Origin of the sequence: Nocardioides sp. YIM 152315 (assembly GCF_029210375.1) — a bacterium.
Classification (GTDB): Bacteria; Actinomycetota; Actinomycetes; order Propionibacteriales; family Nocardioidaceae; genus Nocardioides.
Genome location: NZ_JARGER010000012.1, coordinates 137,111 through 156,047 on the forward strand (window position 1 = coordinate 137,111; position 18,937 = coordinate 156,047).

Consider the following 18,937-nt stretch of genomic DNA (forward strand, 5'->3'; position numbering starts at 1 on the left):
CGCCGCGTCGTATGAGAGATGGAGAGAATCAAGGCATGGCGACCCAGCGCACGGCCGACAGTCACGACCTGATCCGCGTCACCGGCGCCCGGGTCAACAACCTGAAAGACGTGAGCGTCGAGATCCCCAAGCGACGACTGACCGCCTTCACGGGGGTCTCCGGCTCCGGCAAGAGCTCCCTGGTGTTCGGGACGATCGCGGCCGAGTCGCGGAGGTTGATCGACGAGACCTACTCGACGTTCGTGCAGGGCTTCATGCCCAACCTGCCCCGGCCGGAGGTCGACGTCCTCGAGGGTCTGACCACCGCCATCCTGGTCGACCAGGAGCGGCTCGGCGCGAACCCCCGCTCGACGCTGGGCACCGTGACCGACGCCCACGCGATGCTGCGCTCGCTCTTCAGCCGCCTCGGCAAGCCCTACATCGGCGGGCCGACGGCGTTCTCGTTCAACATCCCCACCACCAGGGCCAGTGGCGTGATGACCGGGCCGAAGGGGGAGAAGAAGATCGTCCAGGACGCCGTCTACCTCGGCGGCATGTGCGCCGAGTGCGAGGGCCGCGGCACCATCTCCGACCTCGACCTGTCGGTCATCATCGACGAGTCCAAGTCGCTGGTCGAGGGCGCCATCCTGGTGCCGGGCTACACCGCGGACGGGTGGATGGTGGCGACCTACATCGAGTCCGGCTTCGTCGACCCGCGGAAGCCGATCGAGGACTACTCCGAGAAGGAGCGCCACGACCTGCTCTACAAGCAGACGACCAAGATCAAGGCCAAGGGCATCAACGTCAGCTACGACGGCCTGATCCCGAAGATCCGCAAGTCGATGTTCAGCAAGGACGTCGACTCGCTGCAGCCGCACATCAAGGCCTTCGTCGAGCGCGCGGCGGTCTTCAAGACCTGCCCGGCCTGCGACGGCACCCGCCTCAACGAGTCGGCGCGCTCCTCGAAGATCGGCGGCGCCAGCATCGCCGACGTCTGCGCCATGCAGGTCACCGACGCGGCCGAGTGGGTCCGCGGGATCGACGACCCGGGGGTCGCGCCGCTCGTCCGCAGCCTGCTGCACCTCTTCGACTCCTTCGTCGAGATCGGCCTCGGGTACCTCTCGCTCGACCGGCCGTCGGGCACGCTGTCCGGGGGAGAGGCGCAGCGGACCAAGATGGTCCGCCACCTGGGGTCGGCGCTCACCGACGTCACCTACGTCTTCGACGAGCCCACGGTCGGCCTGCACCCGCACGACATCGCCCGGATGAACAAGCTGCTGCTCGACCTGCGCGACAAGGGCAACACCGTGCTGGTCGTCGAGCACAAGCCGGAGACCGTCGTGATCGCCGACCACGTCGTCGACCTCGGCCCCGGGGCGGGCACCGGGGGCGGGACGGTCTGCTTCGAGGGAACCGTCGAGGGGCTGAAGGCCTCCGACACCCTGACGGGCAGACACCTCGGCCACCGGGCACGGCTCAAGGACGACGTACGCACGCCGTCGGGGCACCTGGAGATCCGCGGCGCGACCGAGCACAACCTGCGCGACGTCGACGTCGACGTACCTCTCGGCGTGCTGTGCGTGGTCACCGGCGTCGCCGGCTCGGGCAAGTCGTCGCTGATCCACGGATCCATCCCCGCGGAGGACGGCGTGGTCTACGTCGACCAGTCCGCGATCAAGGGCTCGCGGCGGTCCAACCCCGCGACGTACACCGGCCTGCTCGAGCCGATCCGCAAGGCGTTCGCGAAGGCCAACGGGGTCAAGCCGGCGCTCTTCTCGGCAAACTCCGAGGGCGCGTGCCCGACCTGCAAGGGCAACGGGATGATCTACACCGAGCTCGGGTTCATGGAGACGGTGACCACCCCCTGCGAGGACTGCGGCGGCAAGCGCTTCCAGGCGGCGGTGCTGGAGCTGCGGTTCGGCGGGCTCAACATCGCCGAGGTGCTCGACCTCCCGGTCGCCGAGGCCCACGAGCTCTTCGCGTCCGGGGAGGCCAAGACACCAGCGGCCGCGTCGATCCTGGGCCGGCTGGAGGACGTCGGGCTCGGCTACCTCAAGCTCGGGCAGCCCCTCAACACGCTCTCGGGCGGCGAGCGTCAGCGCCTCAAGCTGGCGATGCACATGGGGGAGAAGGGCGGCGTCTACGTCCTCGACGAGCCGACCAGCGGCCTCCACCTCGCCGACGTCGACCACCTGCTCGGCCTCCTCGACAACCTCGTCGAGTCGGGCAAGTCGGTCATCGTCATCGAGCACCACCAGGCCGTGATGGCGCACGCCGACTGGATCATCGACCTCGGCCCGGGCGCCGGCCATGACGGCGGGCGGATCGTCTTCCAGGGCACTCCGACCGACCTCGTGGGCGCGAAGAAGAAGACGCTCACCGGGCAGCACCTGGCTGAGTACGTCGAGAGCTGAACCGTCAGGTGCGTGCGTCCAGCAGCCGCACCCGGCGTACGCCCGCGGTCAGCCGGTAGGAGGTCTCGACGAGCTCGGCGACCTCGGCCCAGTCGGTCTCGCCGTCGAGGTCGAGGCCGACCCAGCCGGAGACGCCGAGGTACATGGGATGGAAGCAGCGGTCCTCCTCGACGAGCGCCGGCCGCTCGACCGGGTCGGCGAGCACGAGCACCGACTCGCTGCGGCGCACGTGGCCGTCGCCGACCTTGACGCTTCCGCCGTAGTAGGCGAACACCTTCGTCGTGTAGAACGCCGGCGTGCCGTGCGAGACCTTCTCGGCGGCGTCCGGGAGCGCGAGCGCCAGCTCGCGGAGACGGCCGAGCACCGGGTCGTCGTCGTCGAACATCCGCGGATGAGGCATGGCCCGACCGTAGTCGACCTGTTGCTCCATCCCCGCGGCCGGCGGTAGTACGGATGTCGTGGACGACCTGGTGGAGCACGCGGCCGACCTGCTGGCGCGGAACGCGTACCTGACGCTGGGCACCGTCGGTCCGGACCAGCGACCGTGGACCTCACCGGTCTACTTCACCGCGGACGGTCTCTGCGACTTCTACTGGATGTCGACCCAGGAGTCCCGACACTCGCAGCACGTGGCGCAGCAGCCGGCCGTCAGCCTGGTCGTCTTCGACTCCACCGTGCCTCCGTACCACGGCCGTGCGCTGTACGCCGAGGCCACGGCCGAGGTGCTCGAGGACGCCGACCTGGCGCAGGGGCTGACGGTCTACCCGGGGCCGCCGGCGCGCGGCGGGACCCGCCTCACCGCGGCGGACGTCTCCGGGTCCTCGCCGTGGCGTCTCTACCGCGCGAGGGCCGGCACGGTCTGGGTGCTCTGTCCGCGAGAGCCGCGGCAGCCGTGCCGTCTCCACGGGCGCAACGCTGACCACCGTGTCCACGTCTGGCCGGATGCGGGCGAGTGACGATGCACCGGGTCGACGCTGACGCTCCGCCTGAATAGATCGCCGATAACTGACATTATGTCAAGTGACGGCCGTAGGCCCCCGACGGGCCGTCCGCCCTGCTTCTCGGGGGGTTCTGTCGCTTCTCGGGCGTTGCAACACCCGAGAAGCGCGGGAATACCCGGTGCACCGGGTATTCCCGCGCCAGCCGTCTCCCACGCCGCCGGTGGCGGCCTCGCATGGTCGAGATCGGGAGTACGGTCGCTCCATGCCGGACCTCGACCTGGACGCCATCAACGCCGCGCGCGACCGCATCCGCTCGACGTACCTCGCCCCGGAGGCGTCCCGGCCGGCCTCGTCGGCGCGCGGCCTCCACCACGTCGCGATCGTCTGCGCCGACGTCGAGACGACGGTCCGCTTCTACCAGGGACTGCTGGAGTTCCCGCTGACGGAGATCTTCGAGAACCGCGACTACGCGGGGTCGAACCACTTCTTCTTCGACATCGGCAACGGCAACCTCATCGCGTTCTTCGACTTCCCCGGACTCGACGTCGGGGCGTACGCCGAGGTGCTCGGCGGGCTCCACCACCTCGCGATCTCGGTCGAGCCCGAGCGCTGGGAGCGCCTGAAGGCCAAGCTCGACGAGGCCGGGGTGGAGTACCTCCTCGAGAGCGGCAGCTCGATCTACCTGCACGACCCCGACGGCACCCGTGTCGAGCTGATCTCCGACCCGCTGGGCGAGATGTACGGCGAGGTCGTGCTCTGATTCGTCCTACACCGGCGTCGAGGTCACCAGCACCCCGATCTTGTCGATGCGGTGCTCGGGGTTGCCGAACCGGTCGGCCCACCAGTTGCCGGCGGCGTGGTCCTCGAGCGTGGCACACGTGGAGAGCGTGATCATCGCGCGCGTGGGCGTCACCCCCGGGCGACCCGGAACGGCGGCGCGCTGTGCCCGCAGCGAGCCGGGCAGCCGGAAGGACGTCTCCCGGGTGCCGACGATCCGGTAGGTGTAGCGCACTCCCCCGGCCGCCACGTGCACGACGTCGCCACGGCGCAGCGACGGCAGCTGCTCGAAGGCCCGCGTCGACGACAGTCGGTGCGCGGTCACCTGGTAGTTGCCGATCCCGCCCGGCCCGACGCCGCCGCGCGGCCCGTGGGGACTGGCGGCCCGGCCACGGTTCTGGATCCTCGTGCCGGGGGCGTCGTCGGTCCAGCCGACGTAGGGCACCACGGCCAGACCGCGGACCCGGATCGACGGGATCGTGAGCATGGCCCCGCGCGGTGTGCCGTCGGAGTGGAGCGCGGCCTCCTCGACCGGCTCGGCGCCCACCGTGGCCTGCGCCGAGGGCCGCGGCTCGGCGGGAGCACGTGAACCGGCCGGCGCCCCGGACGGTGCCTCGGACGGCGCGGAGCAGCCCGCGAGCAGCAGCACGCCCGCGGCGAGCAGGAGGCGGTCAGAGGTCGGCAAGCTTCGGCAGCACGTCCTCACAGACCCGGGCGGTCCACCCGACCGGGTCCTCGGTGGGCGGCATCAGCGTGACGAGGCCGATGCCGAGGTCGGCGTACACCGACATCTCCTTGACGAAGCCGTCGGGGTCGACGACCGGGTCGACGCCGCCGCTGAGCATGGTCTTGTCGATGCTCTCGTAGTCGCGGCCGACGTCGTCGCAGTGCCGCCGCAGCACGTCGAGCTTGTGCCGGGTGCCGTCGACGTCGTCGCGGAAGATGTTGCAGGCGTCGGCGTACTGCGCGACCAGGCGCAGGGTCTTCCGCTCACCGCTGCCGCCGATCAGGATCGGTGGGCACGGCTGCTGCACCGGCGGCGGCACGCAGACGGTCTCGGCCAGCTGGTAGTGCCTGCCGTCGTACGCACCGTCGTCGTCGCTCCACATCTGCCGCACGATCTGCAGCGTCTCCTCGAGCCGCTCGAACCGCTCCGCGGTGGCCGGGAACGGCACCCCGAGTCCGCGGTGCTCGCGGTCGTACCACGCGGCCCCGATGCCGAGCATCGCGCGGCCCTGCGAGAGCACGTCGACGGTGGTGACGATCTTCGCGAGCAGCCCGGGATGGCGGTACGTCGTGCCGGTCACGAGCAGGCTCAGTCGCACGTCCGACGTGACCCCGGCGAGATAGCCCAGGGTCGTGTAGCCCTCCAGCATCGGCTCGGGTGGGCCGCCGAGCATCTCCATCTGGAAGTAGTGGTCCATGACCGTGAACATCGACACGCCGCCCTGGTCGGCGACGCGGGCGGTGTCGGTCAGCCGCGAGGCGAGCCGCGACTCCCACTCGGGATGGGTGAAGTTGGCGTAGTGGATGCCGATTCGCACCCTTCGAACCTAGACGACCCCACCCAACAGCCACGCTGCCCCGACCACCAGACAGCCCAGCGTGGCGCCCAGGAAGACCCCGACCCAGACGACGCCCGGGACCCGGGTGAGCCGCGCCAGCTGGTCGGCGTCCGAGGTCCGCGCCCGCCCGCGGCGCCGCAACGACTGGAGCTCCAGCACCGGCCGCGGGGCCGCCAGCAGCAGGAACCACGTTCCGACGTACGCCGCGATCGACTGCGCCATCCCGCTCCCCCACCACGTCACCGCGAAGAGCGCGACGGCGGCGACGCCGACCGACCACAGCCCGAAGAAGTTGCGGATCTGGAGCAGCAGCAGCGCGAGCAGCAGGACGCCGAGCCACAGCACGGCCAGCGCGTGCTGCCGATGCAGCAGGTAGGCCGCGCCGAGGCCGAGCAGCGCCGGTCCGACGTACCCGGCGGCGGCCGTCACGACCATCCCGGGTCCGCGCGGCCTGCCGCGCGAGACCGTGAGACCCGAGGTGTCGGAGTGCAGCCGGATGCCCGAGAGCGAGCGGCCGGTCGCCAGCGCTGCGACGCCGTGGGCGCCCTCGTGGGCGATCGTCACCACGTGGCGGGTCAGCCGCCACGCCGACGGCGTCGCGACCAGCGCGAGCGCGACGGCGGCGCTCGCCACGACGACGCCGTCGGCCGGCGCCGGCTGCGTGCCGACTACGTCGCCCCACACGTCGCGCCACACGTCGCGCCACACGTCGCGCCACACGTCCTGGAAGCTCACGCGGCAAGCGTGCCGGATCGGGGCGGTGGGTACGTCGCGGGCATGACTGGTGAGAAGTCCGCAGAGAAGATGGAAGCGATCCAGGCCGTCGTCGACCGGGTCACCTCCTGGCAGGACGGCGCGACCGAGGGCACGGTCGAGTCCGAGCTGCGCAAGGGATTCGCCGAGGCCGGCGTCGACGTGTCGGACGGCGAGGTGACGCAGCTGACCGACGCGATCGAGGGCGAGCACGGCGCCGTCTCCGCCGCGGAGGTCCTCCGGGCGTGAGCGGACCCGATGCCGCCCACCGGCGTCCCGAGGGAGTCGACGACGCGACCGTCGACGCGCTCGGCAAGCTCTCGGAGGCGCTCGAGGCCGTGGAGGTCGCGCGCGGCCACCTCTATGCGTTCCACCGCCTCTCGGGCACCGCGGACCTCACCCTCGGCGACGCCGTACGGCGCCTGCGCGCGGCCGGCCACGACGACTTGGCCGACCGGATCGAGCGGGAGCTCGTCGGCCGCAACGTGATCCCCGGCCGCTGGACCTTCCAGATCGTCGAGGCCTACGACGACACCTACTACGCGGCGTTCAAGGGGCTCGACGAGGCGGCCCGCGACCAGCTCGTCGGGGGCCGGCGACACCTCTACGAGGCCGAGATGAAGGAGGACCGCCGCACTCACGGGCGAGCGAGCCACGAGGCGACGCCCGAGGACCTCTGATCACCCCACGTGTGGGTACGTTGAGCGGCATGGTCCTTCCGACGCACACGCTCAACGACGGCAGCACGCTGCCCGCCATCGGCTTCGGCACCTACCCGCTCAAGGGGGACGAGGCCGTCTCGACCATCGTGTCCGCGGTCGAGAACGGCTACCGACTGCTCGACACGGCGGTGAACTACCGCAACGAGGAGGCCGTCGGCGAGGGCGTGCGGGCGACGGGACTGCCGCGCGAGGAGCTCTTCGTGTGCAGCAAGATCCCGGGTCGCGACCACGGGTACGACGACGCGATCGCCAGCACCCACGCGTCGCTGGAGCGGCTCGGCCTCGACTACCTCGACCTGCATCTCATCCACTGGCCCAACCCGGGCGTGGACAGGTACGTCGAGGCCTGGCGCGCCCTGGTCGCGCTGCGCGAGCAGGGCCTGGTACGCAGGATCGGGGTCTCGAACTTCACCGGGGCGCACCTCGAGCGCATCATCGAGGAGACCGGGGTGACGCCGGCCGTGAACCAGATCGAGCTCCATCCCTACTTCCCCCAGGTCGAGATGCGCGCGGTCAACGAGCGACTCGGCATCCGCACCGAGTCGTGGAGCCCGCTCGGCAAGCGGCAGGCGCCCTTCGCCGAGCCGCCGGTCGCCGAGGCGGCCGAGGCCCACGGCGTCACGCCCGCCCAGGTGATCCTGCGGTGGCAGGTGCAGCTCGGCGCCGTCCCGATCCCGAAGTCGTCGACGCCCGAGCGCCAGCGGCAGAACCTCGACGTGTTCGGCTTCGAGCTCACCGACGACCAGGTCGCCGCGATCACCGCTCTCGCGCGCCCCGATGGCCGCCTCTTCGGCGGTGACCCGGACACCCACGAGGAGATGTGACCTCGTCTACTCTCTGGCCCATGCGTCCGCGTCTGCTCGCCGTGCCGGTCGTCGTGCTCTCGTGGTGCGTCGTCCTGACGGGCTGCTCCGACGGCGACGACGAGGGTGGGGCCGCCACCGACACCGCGCCCACCGAGGCGATCTCCTGCGACTACCCCAGCTCGCCGATGGGTGCCGCCAAGGAGGTCGACCCGCCGCCGGCGTCCACGACGCTCGGCGGGACGGTGCCGGCCACGATCGCGACCAGCGTCGGTGACCTCTCGATCGAGCTCGACGCCGATGCCGCCCCGTGCACGGTGAGCTCGTTTCGCTCGCTGGCCGACCAGGGCTACTTCGACGGCACCGGCTGCCACCGCCTCGTCACGCCGCCGGCCTCGATCGCGGTCCTCCAGTGCGGCGATCCCACGGGCACCGGCGCCGGGGGGCCGGGATACTCCTTCGCCGACGAGCTCAGCGGCTCGGAGACCTACGAGGCCGGCACGCTCGCGATGGCGAACGCCGGCCCCGACACCAACGGCTCCCAGTTCTTCATGGTGTACGCCGACTCGCAGCTGCCGCCCAGCTACACCGTCTTCGGCCACCTCGACACCTCGTCCGTGCGGACGCTCGAGAAGGTTGCGGCCGACGGCAGCGACAACGCGAACGGCGCCAACGACGGCCACCCCCACACCCCCGTCGACATCGAGTCCGTCACCGTCGGCTGAACCCGCCGGCGCGCGGGCCCGTGTGAACCCGTGTGCTCCTCGAGCGTGGTGCCCCCCGCCGGCACCCGGTGCGGTCGGTGCTGCTCACCGGGCTGGCGACGCTGCCGCTCCTCGCGGTGCTCAACGTCCCCGAGCGGCTCGACCGGCTGGAGGTCGCGGCGTTCGTGCGCCTGCCGCTGGAGCTGCTGGCCCTGGTCGCGATCGCGCTGCTGCTGCCGGTGCATCGGCCGAGGTTGCGCACGACGTACGCCGTCGCCGTCGGGCTGCTGCTCGCGGTGGCCGGCGTGCTGCGCGTGCTCGACCTGGGCTTCCGCGAGGCACTCAACCGCCCCTTCGACCCTCTGGTCGACTGGCAGTACGCCGGCCGCGTCGCCGGGACGCTCCGCGCCTCGGTGGGCGACGGGCTCGGCACGCTGCTGCTGGTCGCGGCGACCCTGCTCGGGCTGGTGCTGCTCGTAGCCCTCCCCTTCGCGGTGCTCCGGCTGACCCGCGCCGCGGCCCGCGACCGTGCCGCCGCCGGACGCGTTGTCGCGGCGCTCGCGGCCCTGTGGCTGGTGCTCGCACTGCTCGACGTCCGCACCGACGGCCGCGCGGCAGCGGGCCGCGGGACCGCGGCGTACGTCTACGACCAGGTCGCGCGGATCCCCGGCGAGCTCGCCGAGCGGCGCGAGTTCGCCCGGGCCGCGCAGCAGGACCCCTACCGCGACGTGCCCGGCTCGCGGCTCCTCGGTGCGCTGCGCGGCAAGGACGTGCTCATCGTGTTCGTCGAGAGCTACGGTCGGGTCGCGGTCGAGGACCCGGACGTCTCCCCCGGCGTCGGGGAGGTCCTCGCCGACGGGACCGCCGACCTGGCGGGGGCCGGCTTCGGGGCGCGGACGGCCTGGCTGACGTCGCCGACCTTCGGCGCCGTCAGCTGGCTCGCCCACGCGACGCTGCAGTCGGGCCTGTGGGTCGACAGCGAGCAGCGCTATGACCAGCTCGTGACCAGCCCCCGGCTCACCCTCAGCCGCCTCTTCCGGCGGGCCGGGTGGCGCACGGTCGCCGACGTGCCGGCCAATACCCACGACTGGGCCCAGGCCGGCTACTACGACTTCGACCGGGTCTACGACTCGCGCGACGTCGGCTACCAGGGGCCGCGGTTCGGCTACCCGACGATGCCGGACCAGTACACGCTGGACGCCTTCCACCGCCTCGAGCTCGCGCCCGGCGACCGCCGACCGGTGATGGCCGAGATCGACCTGATCAGCAGCCACGCACCGTGGTCTCGCACGCCGCGGATGGTGGCGCAGTCGGCCGTCGGCGACGGCTCGGTCTACGACGGGATGCCCGAGACGCTGCCGTCGGAGCGCGACATCTGGCCCGATCCCGACCGGGTGCGCGCGGCGTACGGCGCGGCTGTCGAGTACTCGCTGCGCTCGGTCGTGTCGTTCCTGACGACCTACGGCGACGACGACACCGTCGTGCTCCTCCTCGGTGACCACCAGCCCGCGACGATCGTGTCCGGGCCCGACGCGACCTTCGACGTGCCGGTGTCGGTCATCGCCCGGGACCCAGCGGTGCTCGACCGGATCTCGGAGTGGGACTGGCGGCCGGGGCTGCGGCCCGCGGCCGACGCGCCAGTGTGGCGGATGGACGCGCTCCGCGACCGCTTCCTGGCCGCGTACGCACGAGCCACACCCCGTCGCGAGCGAACGACTCGGTGAGCAGCGCCAGCGCGACCAGCAGCACCGCGGTCGCCGCCATCGTCGGCAGCAGGCCCGCGGTGACCACCGTCAGCACCACGCCCTGGACCGCCGCGACGACCTTGCGCCAGTAGCGCGGCGGCACCGGCCTCCTCAGCCACGACCAGACCAGTTCGGCCGCCCACAGCAGATAGCGCGCCGCCCCGATCAGCAGCACCCACGCGCCGTACGACGCCGCGACGTGGACGCTCAGCACGAGGATCAGCAGGGCGTCGGTCTCCATGTCGAAGCGCGCTCCGAACGCCGAAGCGGTGCCGGTGCGCCGCGCGACCCGGCCGTCCACGAAGTCGAGCGCGAGCGCGACCGACGCCAGCGGCACCGCCGCCTGCGGAGGACCGACCGCGAGCAGTCCGGCGACCACGACGACGAGCGCGGCACGGACGCCGGTGACGCGGTCGGCGGGCCCGAGCCTGGTCATGTCGAGGAGTACGCCGGGGGCCGCTCACGGGTTCAGTCGCCGAGCGGGAACGCCACCCCGGTCAGCCTCTCGGAGCGCTGCCACAGCCCGCGCGCCAGCTCGGGGTCGATCGCGTCGCGACTGCGCCCGACCGCCGTCGGCCAGCCCCTCATCCCGAGCGGGCCGCCGGGACCGATGAAGGTGTTGCCGGGCAGGTCCATCGTCGCGGCGTAGAGCGTGGTCAGCGCCCCCTGCCAGGCCGGCATGCCCGCGACGCGGTGGCCCCAGCCGCCGACCCAGGTGAAGAAGGCGTTGCCGGTGTTGGCCGTGATCGCCGTGGCCGTCGACCCCGGGTGGGCACCGGTGGCGCGCAGCGTCGAGCCGGCGGCGGTGAGCCGGCGCTGGAGCTCGGCGAGGAAGAGCAGGTTCGCGAGCTTCGACGCGGCGTACGCGGCATAGGGCCGATAGGTCCGGCGCTCCCAGTTGAGGTCGTCGAGGTCGAGGCGCGCGGAGTGGTGGGCGTCCGAGCCGATCACGACGACCCGGTCGCGCAGTCGGGGAAGCAGCAGGTTGGTGAGCGCGAAGTGCCCGAGGTGGTTGGTCGCCAGGTGGGTCTCGAAGCCGTCGACGGTGAGCGCGTGGGGCACGGCGAGCACACCGGCGTTGTTGACGAGCACGTCGACCGGGCCGACGTCGGCGGCGAACGCGCGCACCGAGGACAGGTCCGCGACGTCGAGGCTGCGCACCTCCACCGCACCCGGCAGCGTGGCTGCCACGCGCTCGCCCTTCTCGCGATTGCGGACCGCGAGCACCACCTCGGCCCCGCGCCCGGCCAGCACGCGGGCGGTCTCGAGGCCGAGGCCGCCGCTCGCGCCGGTGACCACGAACCGGCGGCCGTCCTGCGCGGGCACGGCATCCCACCGGGGCGCCCGCGTGCGGGGCACGGTCAGGCCTCGAGGCACTCGATCGGGCCGCCGACCTGCACGGTGCGCCCGACGGTGCACAGCCGGTCGTGCGACTGCGCGATCGAGCGCGGCAGCACCTCGCGCGCCCGGTCGCCGTCCTCGCCGTCGGGGAACCGCACGTCGAAGGTGAGCCGGAGGTTCACCAGCCGGTTGCCGTGCTCGTCGCGGACCTTGTCGCCCTCGGCCGTCACGTCGAACGTCGTCGCCTGCGCGCGCTTGCCCGTGATCAGGTCGACGTCGATCGCGCTGCACCCGGCCAGCGCCGCGAGCAGCAGCTCGACCGGCGTGAAGTCCGGGTCGTCGCCCGAGCCGACCGCGACCACTCCCCCGCGTGCATTCGTCGCCTTGTAGCGACCCGCGCCGATCTTGGTGAGGTCGATGTGACGGTGGGCGTTCTCTGCGACGGGTGGGACGGGCAGGTCGGGGGTCATGGCGACAGCGTGCCAGACCGCGACACGCCCGGGACGACGTCCGCCCTTGAACGCAGCCATCCCGTCGGCAACGCTGGTCTGGACCAGCCAACGCCATCGGAAAGGCGAGCATGCTCACCCTCACCGAGAACGCCACAGCCATCGTCAACGAGATCACCCACCAGCCCGGCCTCGACGAGAGCGCCGGTCTCCGCATCACCTCGACGTCGACGCCCGACCAGGCCTTCGAGATCACCGCGGCCGCCCAGGGCGAGCCCGGCGACCAGGTCGTCGAGCAGGGCGGCGCGACCATCTACCTCGACGAGACCTCCGCCACGATGCTCGACGACAAGGTGCTCGACGCCGCCGTCGACCCGAGCGGCAAGGTCGAGTTCGCCCTCGCGATCCAGGGCTGACACCCAGAACCTCCCTGGAAGGCGGGCCCCGGCCACGGACCGGGGCCCGCTGCCTGTCCGGACTCCGCTCTTGCGAGGATCAACGCCATGACCACGACCGCCCGCGAGGTCCACCTCGCCTCCCGCCCCCAGGGGTGGCCGACGCCCGACGACTTCCGCACCGTCGAGACCGAGCTCGCCGACCCCGGCCCCGGCGAGGTCCTGGTCCGCAACACGTTCGTCTCCGTCGATCCCTACATGCGCGGACGGATGAACGACGTGAAGTCCTACGTGCCTCCGTTCGCCCTCGACGCGCCGATGGACGGCGGTGCCGTCGGCGAGGTCGTCGCGTCCGCGTCCGACGACGTCGCCGTGGGCGACACGGTGCTGCACCAGGCGGGGTGGCGCACCCATGCACTCCTGCCGAGCCGCGACGTACGACGCGTCGACGTGTCACAGGTCCCCGCGTCGGCGTACCTCGGAGCGCTCGGGATGCCGGGCATGACCGCGTACGTCGGCCTCACCCGCGTCGCCGCGCTCGCCGAGGGCGAGACCGTCTTCATCTCGGGGGCGGCGGGTGCGGTCGGCTCCGCGGCCGGCCAGATGGCCCGGCAGCTGGGCGCGGGCACCGTGATCGGGTCCGCCGGCTCACCGGAGAAGTGCGAGTGGCTCACCGGTGAGCTCGGCTTCGACGTCGCCCTCGACTACAAGGCCGCCCCCATCGGCCGGCAGCTGCGCGAACACGCCCCGGTCGACGTCTACTTCGACAACGTCGGCGGCAACCACCTCGAGGCCGCGATCTTCGCGATGTCCGACTTCGGCCGGATCGCCGCGTGCGGGGCGATCGCCGACTACAACGCCGACACCCCCACCCCGGGTCCGCGCAACCTGATGATGGTCGTGAGCAAGCGCCTGACCCTGCGCGGCTTCATCGTCACCGACCACCGCGACGTGGCCGCGGAGTTCTACAGGCTGGCCGGCCAGTGGGTCGCCGACGGGTCGCTCACCTGGCGCGAGACCGTCGTCGACGGCCTCGACCACGCGGTCGACGCCTTCCTCGGACTGCATCGCGGCGACAACACCGGGAAGATGCTCGTCCGACCCTGAGCCGTCGTACCCCCCGCTCACTCCGGGAGCAGGGTGCCGAGAGGCCCCAGGTCGATGTTGAGGTCCTCCGTGGTCAGCCCGTAGCGCTCCTTGAGGTCCTCCATGGCCCGCTCGAGGTGCATCAGGCCGTTGCCGAGACCCTCGACCTGCTCGTCGGTCAGGTCGCCCTCGTCCACACGCCGCAGCGCCTGCTTCTCCATCAGCTGCCGGATGAGCTCGATGATGGTCAGCACGAGCTTGAGCAGGTCCCTCTCGACCGCCTCGGCGTCGGTCTCCAGCCGCTGGGGCAGCACGGTGCGCCGCTCGGAACCCGACCGGCGGTCGGCCGGACGGTCGTGCGCCCACCCGAGCGCAGCCAGGTCGTCCCACGGCTCCCCGCTCATCGCGATCCCGCCTCCCGGCCCTGCTCGCCCTGCTCCATGGCGGCGCGCACGGAGCTGATCATCAGCTGCAGCCGGATCTCGACCAGGTCCACGCCCGCCAGCGACACGACGACGTCGCCCGCGACGACGACCCCGGTCCCCAGGAGCCGGTCGAGCAGGTCGACGAGCGCGACCGGAGCCAGGTCCCTGGCGGGCTGTCGCTCGACCCGCTGCTCGCCGGAGTCCAGGACCGTCACCGCTGCTCCAGCATGGCGAACGAGTACGGCGGCCATGGCCCGCGACCGTCCACGACCACGTCGGGGTGCTCGGCCCCGAGACCGGCGACCAGTCCCGCGAACGCCTCGGCGGCGTCGTCGGGGACGAGGTAGGCGGCGTTGAGGACCATCGTGCCCTCGTGACCCGAGAGCCGGGGATCCTGCGGCGGCAGCTGACGGCTGTCCCGGGCGTGGGACGCGAGGCTGTCGTGCACCAGGTGCGCGGTCGCCGTCGCCGCCTCCGCCGTGCCGGCGCGGCGGGCGGCGTCGGACTTCTTGCGACGCAGGTAGTCGGCACCACTCGTCGGCGCCGCCGTCTCGGACGGTTCGGGTGCCTCGGTGGGGACGAGCACCTTCACGCTCCACTCCGAGCACCCGTCGACCCGGTCGAGCACGTCGGTGAGTGCGACGTACCACTCGCGCAGCCGGTCGCGGACGGCGGCGTCGTCGAAGCACACCGTCGCCAGCCGCAGCGGCGCCGTCGGGGCGTGCCTCGCGGCGGCGTGGATGACGGTGTCGTGGGCGCGGACGACCGTCTCCAGCCACGAGAGGTCCTCGAGGTTGCGGCGCAGCGCCTCCTCGCCGTACGACGACAGCGGCACGGTGCTGACCAGCGCCACCAGGTCCCGGTGGTCGACGAGCTCGAGCGTGGCCCCGTCGATGCCCTGCACCGAGTCGACGGCGGCGGCGTCGAGCCCGCGGCACACGGCGTACAGGTAGCGACCGGTGTCCGCCGAGACCCCGACAGGCGGTTGCGGGGCGGTCACCTGCTCCTCCCGCCGGCGCGGCCGGACTCCTTCGCCGGCTGGCCGTCCGACGAACCGTCCTCCGATCCGCCGCCCTCGAGCTCGGCGAGCCGCTCGCGCAGCTGCCGGTTCTCCTCGTCGAGCCCACGCTCGCGGACGGTCAGCATCGGGTCGTGGCGCCACCAGTCGATGCCCATCTCCTCGGCCTTGTCGACCGAGACCACCAAGAGCCGCAGCTTGATGGTGAGCAGCTCGATGTCCAGCAGGTTCACGCGGATGTCGCCGGCGATGATGATGCCCTTGTCGAGCACGCGCTCGAGGATGTCGGCGAGCGTCGCCGGCTGGGTGCGGCCAGGTTGGCTCGGCGGCCCGCTGTAGTAGGGACGCGACGTCGGTACGCCGCCCGGTGACTCCGTCATCGCGGCTCCTCCCTGGCGCTCCCCCTGACGTAGCGGTCCGCCCGTCGGTACCCGACGAGGTCGCCGGCCCGGTCGACCGTGACGTCGTACACCGCGAGGACGTCCGTGGTGTTCGGGATCCGCCGCATCTCCAACACCTCGACCTGGATGGTCCAGCCGTCCTCGTCCCTGGAGATGCCGACGACACCCTCGAGCTCCTTGCCGGTCAGCTCGACGAGCTGTTGGGCGCCGAGCAGGGCGACCTGGCCGCCCCGAGGCGGTCCGGAGTCCGACCCGCCACGCGGCCGCGGACGTGCGGACGCCTTCGGCGCCGCCTTCGCGGTCTTCCCGGCCGTCTTCTTCCCGGCCGTCTTCTTCCCGGCCGTCTTCTTGGCCGCCGTCTTCGGAGTCTTCTTCGGAGTCGTCTTGGCGGTCTTCCTGGCCGTCTCCTTGGCCGGCGCCTTGCGGCTCCCGTCGCCCCCCGGTCGTGCCGAGCGCGTCGTCTCAGCCATTTCCGGTCCTCTCCTGCCCGATCATCAGGCGCTCGATCAGCTCGTCTTCCCACGCGGTCGCGGTGGTCTCGTCGATGCTGCCCTCCTGCCGCAGGCGGTCAACCTCCTCGAGCTCGCTGCGGATCGCCGCCGGGTCGTAGTAGATCTCCTCGGCCTGCCTCAGGATCTGGTCGGCGACCGCGATCGTGCCTCGCAGCGGTGCGACGGGCAGGGTCAGGATTCCCGTGATCAGCCCCATCCGGCCTCCCCGACGAAGTCGTAGGCCGCCAGCGGACCGACCAACCTCATCCGGATCCGCTCGTGCACGGCCTCCGCCAGGTCCTCCAGCGCCGCCACCAGCGCCTCCGCGCGGGCCTCCTCGACCAGCAGCGCCACGTCGAGCACCTGCGTCGCGGACGGCGGCGTACGCACGAGGTGCGCGACGGCCAGCGGGACCACGGCGTCCAGGAGCACGTCGGCGTCGAAGCTGCTGCGGTCCTGCATCGCGTGGTACACCAGCTCCCCCAGCCGCGCCCGCTCCCCGTACCCAGCGTGCTCGGGAAGGTCCTTCGTGTAGTCCCTCAGCTGACGGATCTCCGGCTCGGTGGCCACGAGGTCGGCCAGCACGGCTTCCTCGACGTAGGTGGCGCGGAGGTTGTACTGCCGCTTCCCGTCGAGCTGGTCGAGGAACGCCACGAACCCCTCCTGACGCGGGCCGAGCAGCTCCTCCACGACCGACTGTCCGTCGGCGAGCACCGAGCCGAACCTGACCGGGGCGACCGGGCCGGCCTCCGCCAGCACGTCGAGGACCGACTGGTAGGCCAACAGCTCGGCACGACGACCCGGCGGCCGATCCAGGGAGACCGGCGTGACCGCCGCCGCGAGCGGCCCGTCGACGACGAAGCCCACGGGCGCGCCGTCGAGCCCGGTGAGCTCCGGGGCACCGCCGCGTGTGTCCGCGGCCCGGACCACGCCGTAGACGAAGAGGGCGCGGTCGGTGCCGACCTCGACCTCGCTGCGGGTGGTGTCGTCGGTCACGTGACCGGCGCTCATCGCGAGGACTCAGACCGCCGTCGGCTCGAGGCCTTCTTCGCGGGCCGACGCTCGCGATCTTCCTCGTCGTCGTCGTCGCTGTGCCCACGACCCAGCGCGCGCTTGACGCCCTCCACCGCGCCCTGGGTCTTGCCCGAGGCACCGGTCTCCTGCAGGTCGTGGACCATCTCACCGAGGTCCTTCCCGCCGTGCTCGTACAGGTCGAGCCGGTTGGTCGCCTCGGCGAACCGGAGGTAGGTGTCGACACTGGCGATCACGATGCGTGCGTCGATCGTCAGCAGCTCGATGCCCACCAACGAGACCCGGACGTAGGCATCGATCACGATGCCCTTGTCGAGGATGATGTCGATGACGTCGGCGAGTCCGCTCGGCGCAGGGCGCTCGAGGTAACCGCCGCCGCTCCGGCGTTGCGTCTGCACGGTCATGGCATGGCCTCCTGGATTTCCCGATCACTCAGCTCGCACGCTTGCGGCGCGAGCGCGGCTGCGGCTCTTCTTCCGGTTCCGGCTCTTCTTCGTCCTCGTACTCGTCCTCGTACTCGTCCTCGGGGGCCTCCTCGGGGGCCTCCTCGTACTCGTCCTCGTACTCGTCCTCGGGCTCCTCCTCGGGCTCCTCCTCGGGCTCGTCCTCGTCCTCGGGCTCGTCCTCGGGCTCGTCCTCGGCTTCCTCGTACTCGTCCTCCGGCTCGTCCTCGGCTTCCTCGTCGCCGGCTTCCTCGTCCTCGTACTCGTCGTCCGGCTCCTCGGACTCGGCCTCTTCCTGCTCGAGTGCCTCCTCGTGGGACTCCACGACCTCGCTGTCCTCGATCCGGCCCCGCCAGCCCTCGACCTCGTCGGGCTCGAGGATCGTCCGCGTCATCACGTGCCGCTGGAAGTGCTTGAGCTCCGCACGGGCGCGGCGACCCTGGGCGCGCCACAGGTTCCCGGTGCGCTCGAAGAGGCCCTGCGGGTAGTACTCGAGGACCACGATGATCCGGGTCAGGTTCGGACCGAGCTCGTGGAAGGTGACCGCGCCGTCGACGTGGCCCTTCTCTCCCTCGGAGCGCCACACGATCCGCTCGTCGGGCACCTGCTCCAGAATGGTGGCCTGCCAGTGCCGGTGCGACCAGACGATCTGGGCCTTCCACTCCAGCTTGTTGTCCTCGTCGGCGTCGACGTTCTCGACCTTCTTCATGAACGACGGGAACCCACCGAACTCGGTCCACTGGTTGTACGCCACGTCGACCGGCACGCCGACGTCGACCTGCTCGATGATGTTGGTGGCCTTCGTCGCCTTGCCCGAGCCCCCCGAACCCGAACCGCCCCCGCCCCCACCGAGGCCGGGGACCTTATCCTTCACCGCGGACGCAGCGCCCTTCAGTGCGCCCTTGACCGGACTGTCCCCCTTCGCCGCGGACTTGCCGGACCCGAGGGCTGCCTTCAGCGTCGAGTTGCCGCTCGCCACGTCCTCGAGTCGATCGGTGAGCCCTCCCATCCGGTCACCGATGCTCCCGACGGCCTTGTCGCCGAGGGTCTTGAAGAGGTCTTCACCTGCCGACTTCAGTCGGCCGCCTGCGTCGCTGCTCGTCGCCATCGCCGCTCACCTCCCCGACCGGGAACGCGAGGACGCCTTCTTGGCCGTCTTCTTCGTCGCGGTCTTCTTGGCGGGTGCCTTCTTGGCCGTCTTCTTCGCCGCGGTCTTCTTGGCCGGCGCCTTCTTCGCGGCCTTCTTGGCCGGCGCCTTCTTGGCCGGCGCCTTCTTCGCGGCCTTCTTGGCCGACGCCTTCTTGGCGGGTGCCTTCCTGGCCGCGGTCTTCTTGGCCGGCGCCTTCTTCGCCGTCTTCCTGGCAGTCGACCGCCTGGGCTCCGGCTCCTCCTCCGGCTCCTCCTCCGGCTCCTCGTCCTCCGGCTCCTCGTCCTCCGGCTCCTCGTCCTCCGG

Annotated in this window: 26 protein-coding genes and 1 pseudogene; 10 read left to right on the forward strand and 17 right to left on the reverse strand. The window is 71.8% G+C overall.

The window, feature by feature from the left end; translation table 11 throughout:
• The first annotated feature begins 35 nt into the window (after positions 1–35).
• Positions 36–2,393: an excinuclease ABC subunit UvrA gene (locus PZ894_RS02915; RefSeq protein ID WP_275742287.1), complete on the forward strand. Its 2,358-nt coding sequence runs from the start codon at positions 36–38 to the stop codon at positions 2,391–2,393.
• A gap of 4 nt (positions 2,394–2,397) precedes the next feature.
• Here the strand turns inward: PZ894_RS02915 and PZ894_RS02920 are convergent, their stop codons facing one another.
• A complete protein-coding gene (locus PZ894_RS02920; RefSeq protein ID WP_275742289.1) occupies positions 2,398–2,793 on the reverse strand; it encodes an MmcQ/YjbR family DNA-binding protein in 396 nt (131 codons plus the stop codon).
• Positions 2,794–2,851: 58 nt separating this feature from the next.
• Here PZ894_RS02920 and PZ894_RS02925 point away from each other — a divergent pair, with 58 nt between their 5' ends.
• Both PZ894_RS02925 and PZ894_RS02930 read left to right on the forward strand, forming a co-directional pair.
• Entirely contained in the window at positions 2,852–3,349 is a 498-nt protein-coding gene (locus PZ894_RS02925; protein WP_275742291.1) for a pyridoxamine 5'-phosphate oxidase family protein, read from the forward strand.
• Between the two features lie 247 nt (positions 3,350–3,596).
• Positions 3,597–4,094: a VOC family protein gene (locus tag PZ894_RS02930; protein ID WP_275742294.1), complete on the forward strand. Its 498-nt coding sequence runs from the start codon at positions 3,597–3,599 to the stop codon at positions 4,092–4,094.
• A gap of 6 nt (positions 4,095–4,100) precedes the next feature.
• On the opposite strand, the gene PZ894_RS02935 is transcribed toward PZ894_RS02930, so the two are convergent.
• Genes PZ894_RS02935 through PZ894_RS02945 form a run of 3 tightly spaced genes read right to left on the reverse strand, consistent with a single transcriptional unit; the run spans position 4,101 to position 6,411 of the window.
• On the reverse strand, positions 4,101–4,796 hold the full coding sequence (locus PZ894_RS02935; RefSeq protein WP_275742296.1) for a sortase: 696 nt from the start codon (positions 4,794–4,796) through the stop codon (positions 4,101–4,103).
• Positions 4,783–5,655 carry an LLM class F420-dependent oxidoreductase gene (locus PZ894_RS02940; protein WP_275742298.1) on the reverse strand — a complete coding sequence of 291 codons (873 nt, stop codon included), beginning with the start codon at positions 5,653–5,655 and terminating at the stop codon, positions 4,783–4,785. Before PZ894_RS02940 ends, PZ894_RS02935 begins: the two co-directional genes overlap by 14 nt.
• 9 nt (positions 5,656–5,664) lie before the next feature.
• Entirely contained in the window at positions 5,665–6,411 is a 747-nt protein-coding gene (locus PZ894_RS02945; RefSeq protein ID WP_275742300.1) for a M50 family metallopeptidase, read from the reverse strand.
• 42 nt (positions 6,412–6,453) lie between these two features.
• On the opposite strand from PZ894_RS02945, the gene PZ894_RS02950 reads away from it, so the two are divergent.
• Genes PZ894_RS02950 through PZ894_RS02970 form a run of 5 tightly spaced genes read left to right on the forward strand, consistent with a single transcriptional unit; the run spans position 6,454 to position 10,382 of the window.
• The gene (locus PZ894_RS02950; RefSeq protein WP_275742302.1) at positions 6,454–6,678 is read left to right on the forward strand and encodes a hypothetical protein; all 225 of its coding nucleotides are present in this window, start codon (positions 6,454–6,456) and stop codon (positions 6,676–6,678) included.
• The gene (locus tag PZ894_RS02955; protein ID WP_275742304.1) at positions 6,675–7,109 is read left to right on the forward strand and encodes a hypothetical protein; all 435 of its coding nucleotides are present in this window, start codon (positions 6,675–6,677) and stop codon (positions 7,107–7,109) included. The genes PZ894_RS02950 and PZ894_RS02955 overlap by 4 nt, the downstream gene beginning before the upstream one ends.
• A 29-nt stretch (positions 7,110–7,138) precedes the next feature.
• Entirely contained in the window at positions 7,139–7,975 is an 837-nt protein-coding gene (locus PZ894_RS02960; protein WP_275742306.1) for an aldo/keto reductase, read from the forward strand.
• A gap of 20 nt (positions 7,976–7,995) precedes the next feature.
• Positions 7,996–8,679 carry a peptidylprolyl isomerase gene (locus PZ894_RS02965; protein WP_275742308.1) on the forward strand — a complete coding sequence of 228 codons (684 nt, stop codon included), beginning with the start codon at positions 7,996–7,998 and terminating at the stop codon, positions 8,677–8,679.
• A 32-nt stretch (positions 8,680–8,711) separates the two neighbouring features.
• Positions 8,712–10,382 carry a sulfatase-like hydrolase/transferase gene (locus PZ894_RS02970; protein ID WP_275742310.1) on the forward strand — a complete coding sequence of 557 codons (1,671 nt, stop codon included), beginning with the start codon at positions 8,712–8,714 and terminating at the stop codon, positions 10,380–10,382.
• A gap of 16 nt (positions 10,383–10,398) precedes the next feature.
• On the opposite strand, the pseudogene PZ894_RS23490 reads toward PZ894_RS02970, so the two are convergent.
• The 3 genes and pseudogenes from PZ894_RS23490 to PZ894_RS02985 all read right to left on the reverse strand — a co-directional run.
• Positions 10,399–10,839: pseudogene (locus PZ894_RS23490) on the reverse strand (CDP-alcohol phosphatidyltransferase family protein); the annotation flags it as partial.
• A 32-nt stretch (positions 10,840–10,871) separates the two neighbouring features.
• Positions 10,872–11,729, reverse strand: a complete 858-nt coding sequence (locus PZ894_RS02980; RefSeq protein ID WP_275742312.1) for an oxidoreductase — start codon at positions 11,727–11,729, stop codon at positions 10,872–10,874.
• Positions 11,730–11,764: 35 nt separating this feature from the next.
• Entirely contained in the window at positions 11,765–12,214 is a 450-nt protein-coding gene (locus tag PZ894_RS02985; RefSeq protein WP_275742314.1) for an OsmC family protein, read from the reverse strand.
• Between the two features lie 110 nt (positions 12,215–12,324).
• Here PZ894_RS02985 and PZ894_RS02990 point away from each other — a divergent pair, with 110 nt between their 5' ends.
• Positions 12,325–12,609, forward strand: coding sequence for a Fe-S cluster assembly protein HesB (locus tag PZ894_RS02990; protein WP_275742316.1), 285 nt, complete (start codon positions 12,325–12,327; stop codon positions 12,607–12,609).
• A gap of 87 nt (positions 12,610–12,696) precedes the next feature.
• Positions 12,697–13,695 carry an NADP-dependent oxidoreductase gene (locus PZ894_RS02995; RefSeq protein WP_275742318.1) on the forward strand — a complete coding sequence of 333 codons (999 nt, stop codon included), beginning with the start codon at positions 12,697–12,699 and terminating at the stop codon, positions 13,693–13,695.
• 17 nt (positions 13,696–13,712) lie between these two features.
• Here PZ894_RS02995 and PZ894_RS03000 read toward each other — a convergent pair whose 3' ends face one another.
• The 10 genes from PZ894_RS03000 to PZ894_RS03045 all read right to left on the reverse strand — a co-directional run.
• Positions 13,713–14,078 (reverse strand): gas vesicle protein K, encoded by a 366-nt coding sequence (locus PZ894_RS03000; protein WP_275742320.1) that lies wholly within the window; start codon positions 14,076–14,078, stop codon positions 13,713–13,715.
• On the reverse strand, positions 14,075–14,314 hold the full coding sequence (gvpJ, locus tag PZ894_RS03005; RefSeq protein ID WP_275742322.1) for a gas vesicle protein GvpJ: 240 nt from the start codon (positions 14,312–14,314) through the stop codon (positions 14,075–14,077). The genes PZ894_RS03000 and gvpJ (PZ894_RS03005) overlap by 4 nt, the downstream gene beginning before the upstream one ends.
• On the reverse strand, positions 14,311–15,099 hold the full coding sequence (locus PZ894_RS03010) for a GvpL/GvpF family gas vesicle protein (RefSeq protein ID WP_275742324.1): 789 nt from the start codon (positions 15,097–15,099) through the stop codon (positions 14,311–14,313). The genes gvpJ (PZ894_RS03005) and PZ894_RS03010 overlap by 4 nt, the downstream gene beginning before the upstream one ends.
• Positions 15,096–15,497 carry a gas vesicle protein gene (locus PZ894_RS03015; protein WP_275742326.1) on the reverse strand — a complete coding sequence of 134 codons (402 nt, stop codon included), beginning with the start codon at positions 15,495–15,497 and terminating at the stop codon, positions 15,096–15,098. The genes PZ894_RS03010 and PZ894_RS03015 overlap by 4 nt, the downstream gene beginning before the upstream one ends.
• Positions 15,494–15,988, reverse strand: a complete 495-nt coding sequence (locus PZ894_RS03020) for a gas vesicle protein (RefSeq protein WP_275742328.1) — start codon at positions 15,986–15,988, stop codon at positions 15,494–15,496. The genes PZ894_RS03015 and PZ894_RS03020 overlap by 4 nt, the downstream gene beginning before the upstream one ends.
• Entirely contained in the window at positions 15,981–16,226 is a 246-nt protein-coding gene (locus tag PZ894_RS03025) for a gas vesicle protein GvpG (RefSeq protein ID WP_275742329.1), read from the reverse strand. The genes PZ894_RS03020 and PZ894_RS03025 overlap by 8 nt, the downstream gene beginning before the upstream one ends.
• Positions 16,217–17,020: a GvpL/GvpF family gas vesicle protein gene (locus PZ894_RS03030; RefSeq protein WP_275742331.1), complete on the reverse strand. Its 804-nt coding sequence runs from the start codon at positions 17,018–17,020 to the stop codon at positions 16,217–16,219. The genes PZ894_RS03025 and PZ894_RS03030 overlap by 10 nt, the downstream gene beginning before the upstream one ends.
• Positions 17,017–17,445 (reverse strand): gas vesicle protein GvpJ, encoded by a 429-nt coding sequence (gene gvpJ / locus PZ894_RS03035; protein ID WP_275742333.1) that lies wholly within the window; start codon positions 17,443–17,445, stop codon positions 17,017–17,019. Before gvpJ (PZ894_RS03035) ends, PZ894_RS03030 begins: the two co-directional genes overlap by 4 nt.
• Positions 17,446–17,473: 28 nt before the next feature.
• The gene (locus PZ894_RS03040) at positions 17,474–18,592 is read right to left on the reverse strand and encodes an SRPBCC family protein (protein WP_275742335.1); all 1,119 of its coding nucleotides are present in this window, start codon (positions 18,590–18,592) and stop codon (positions 17,474–17,476) included.
• Between the two features lie 6 nt (positions 18,593–18,598).
• Positions 18,599–18,937 (reverse strand): hypothetical protein (locus PZ894_RS03045; RefSeq protein ID WP_275742337.1); only part of this gene is annotated, 339 nt, incomplete at its 5' end.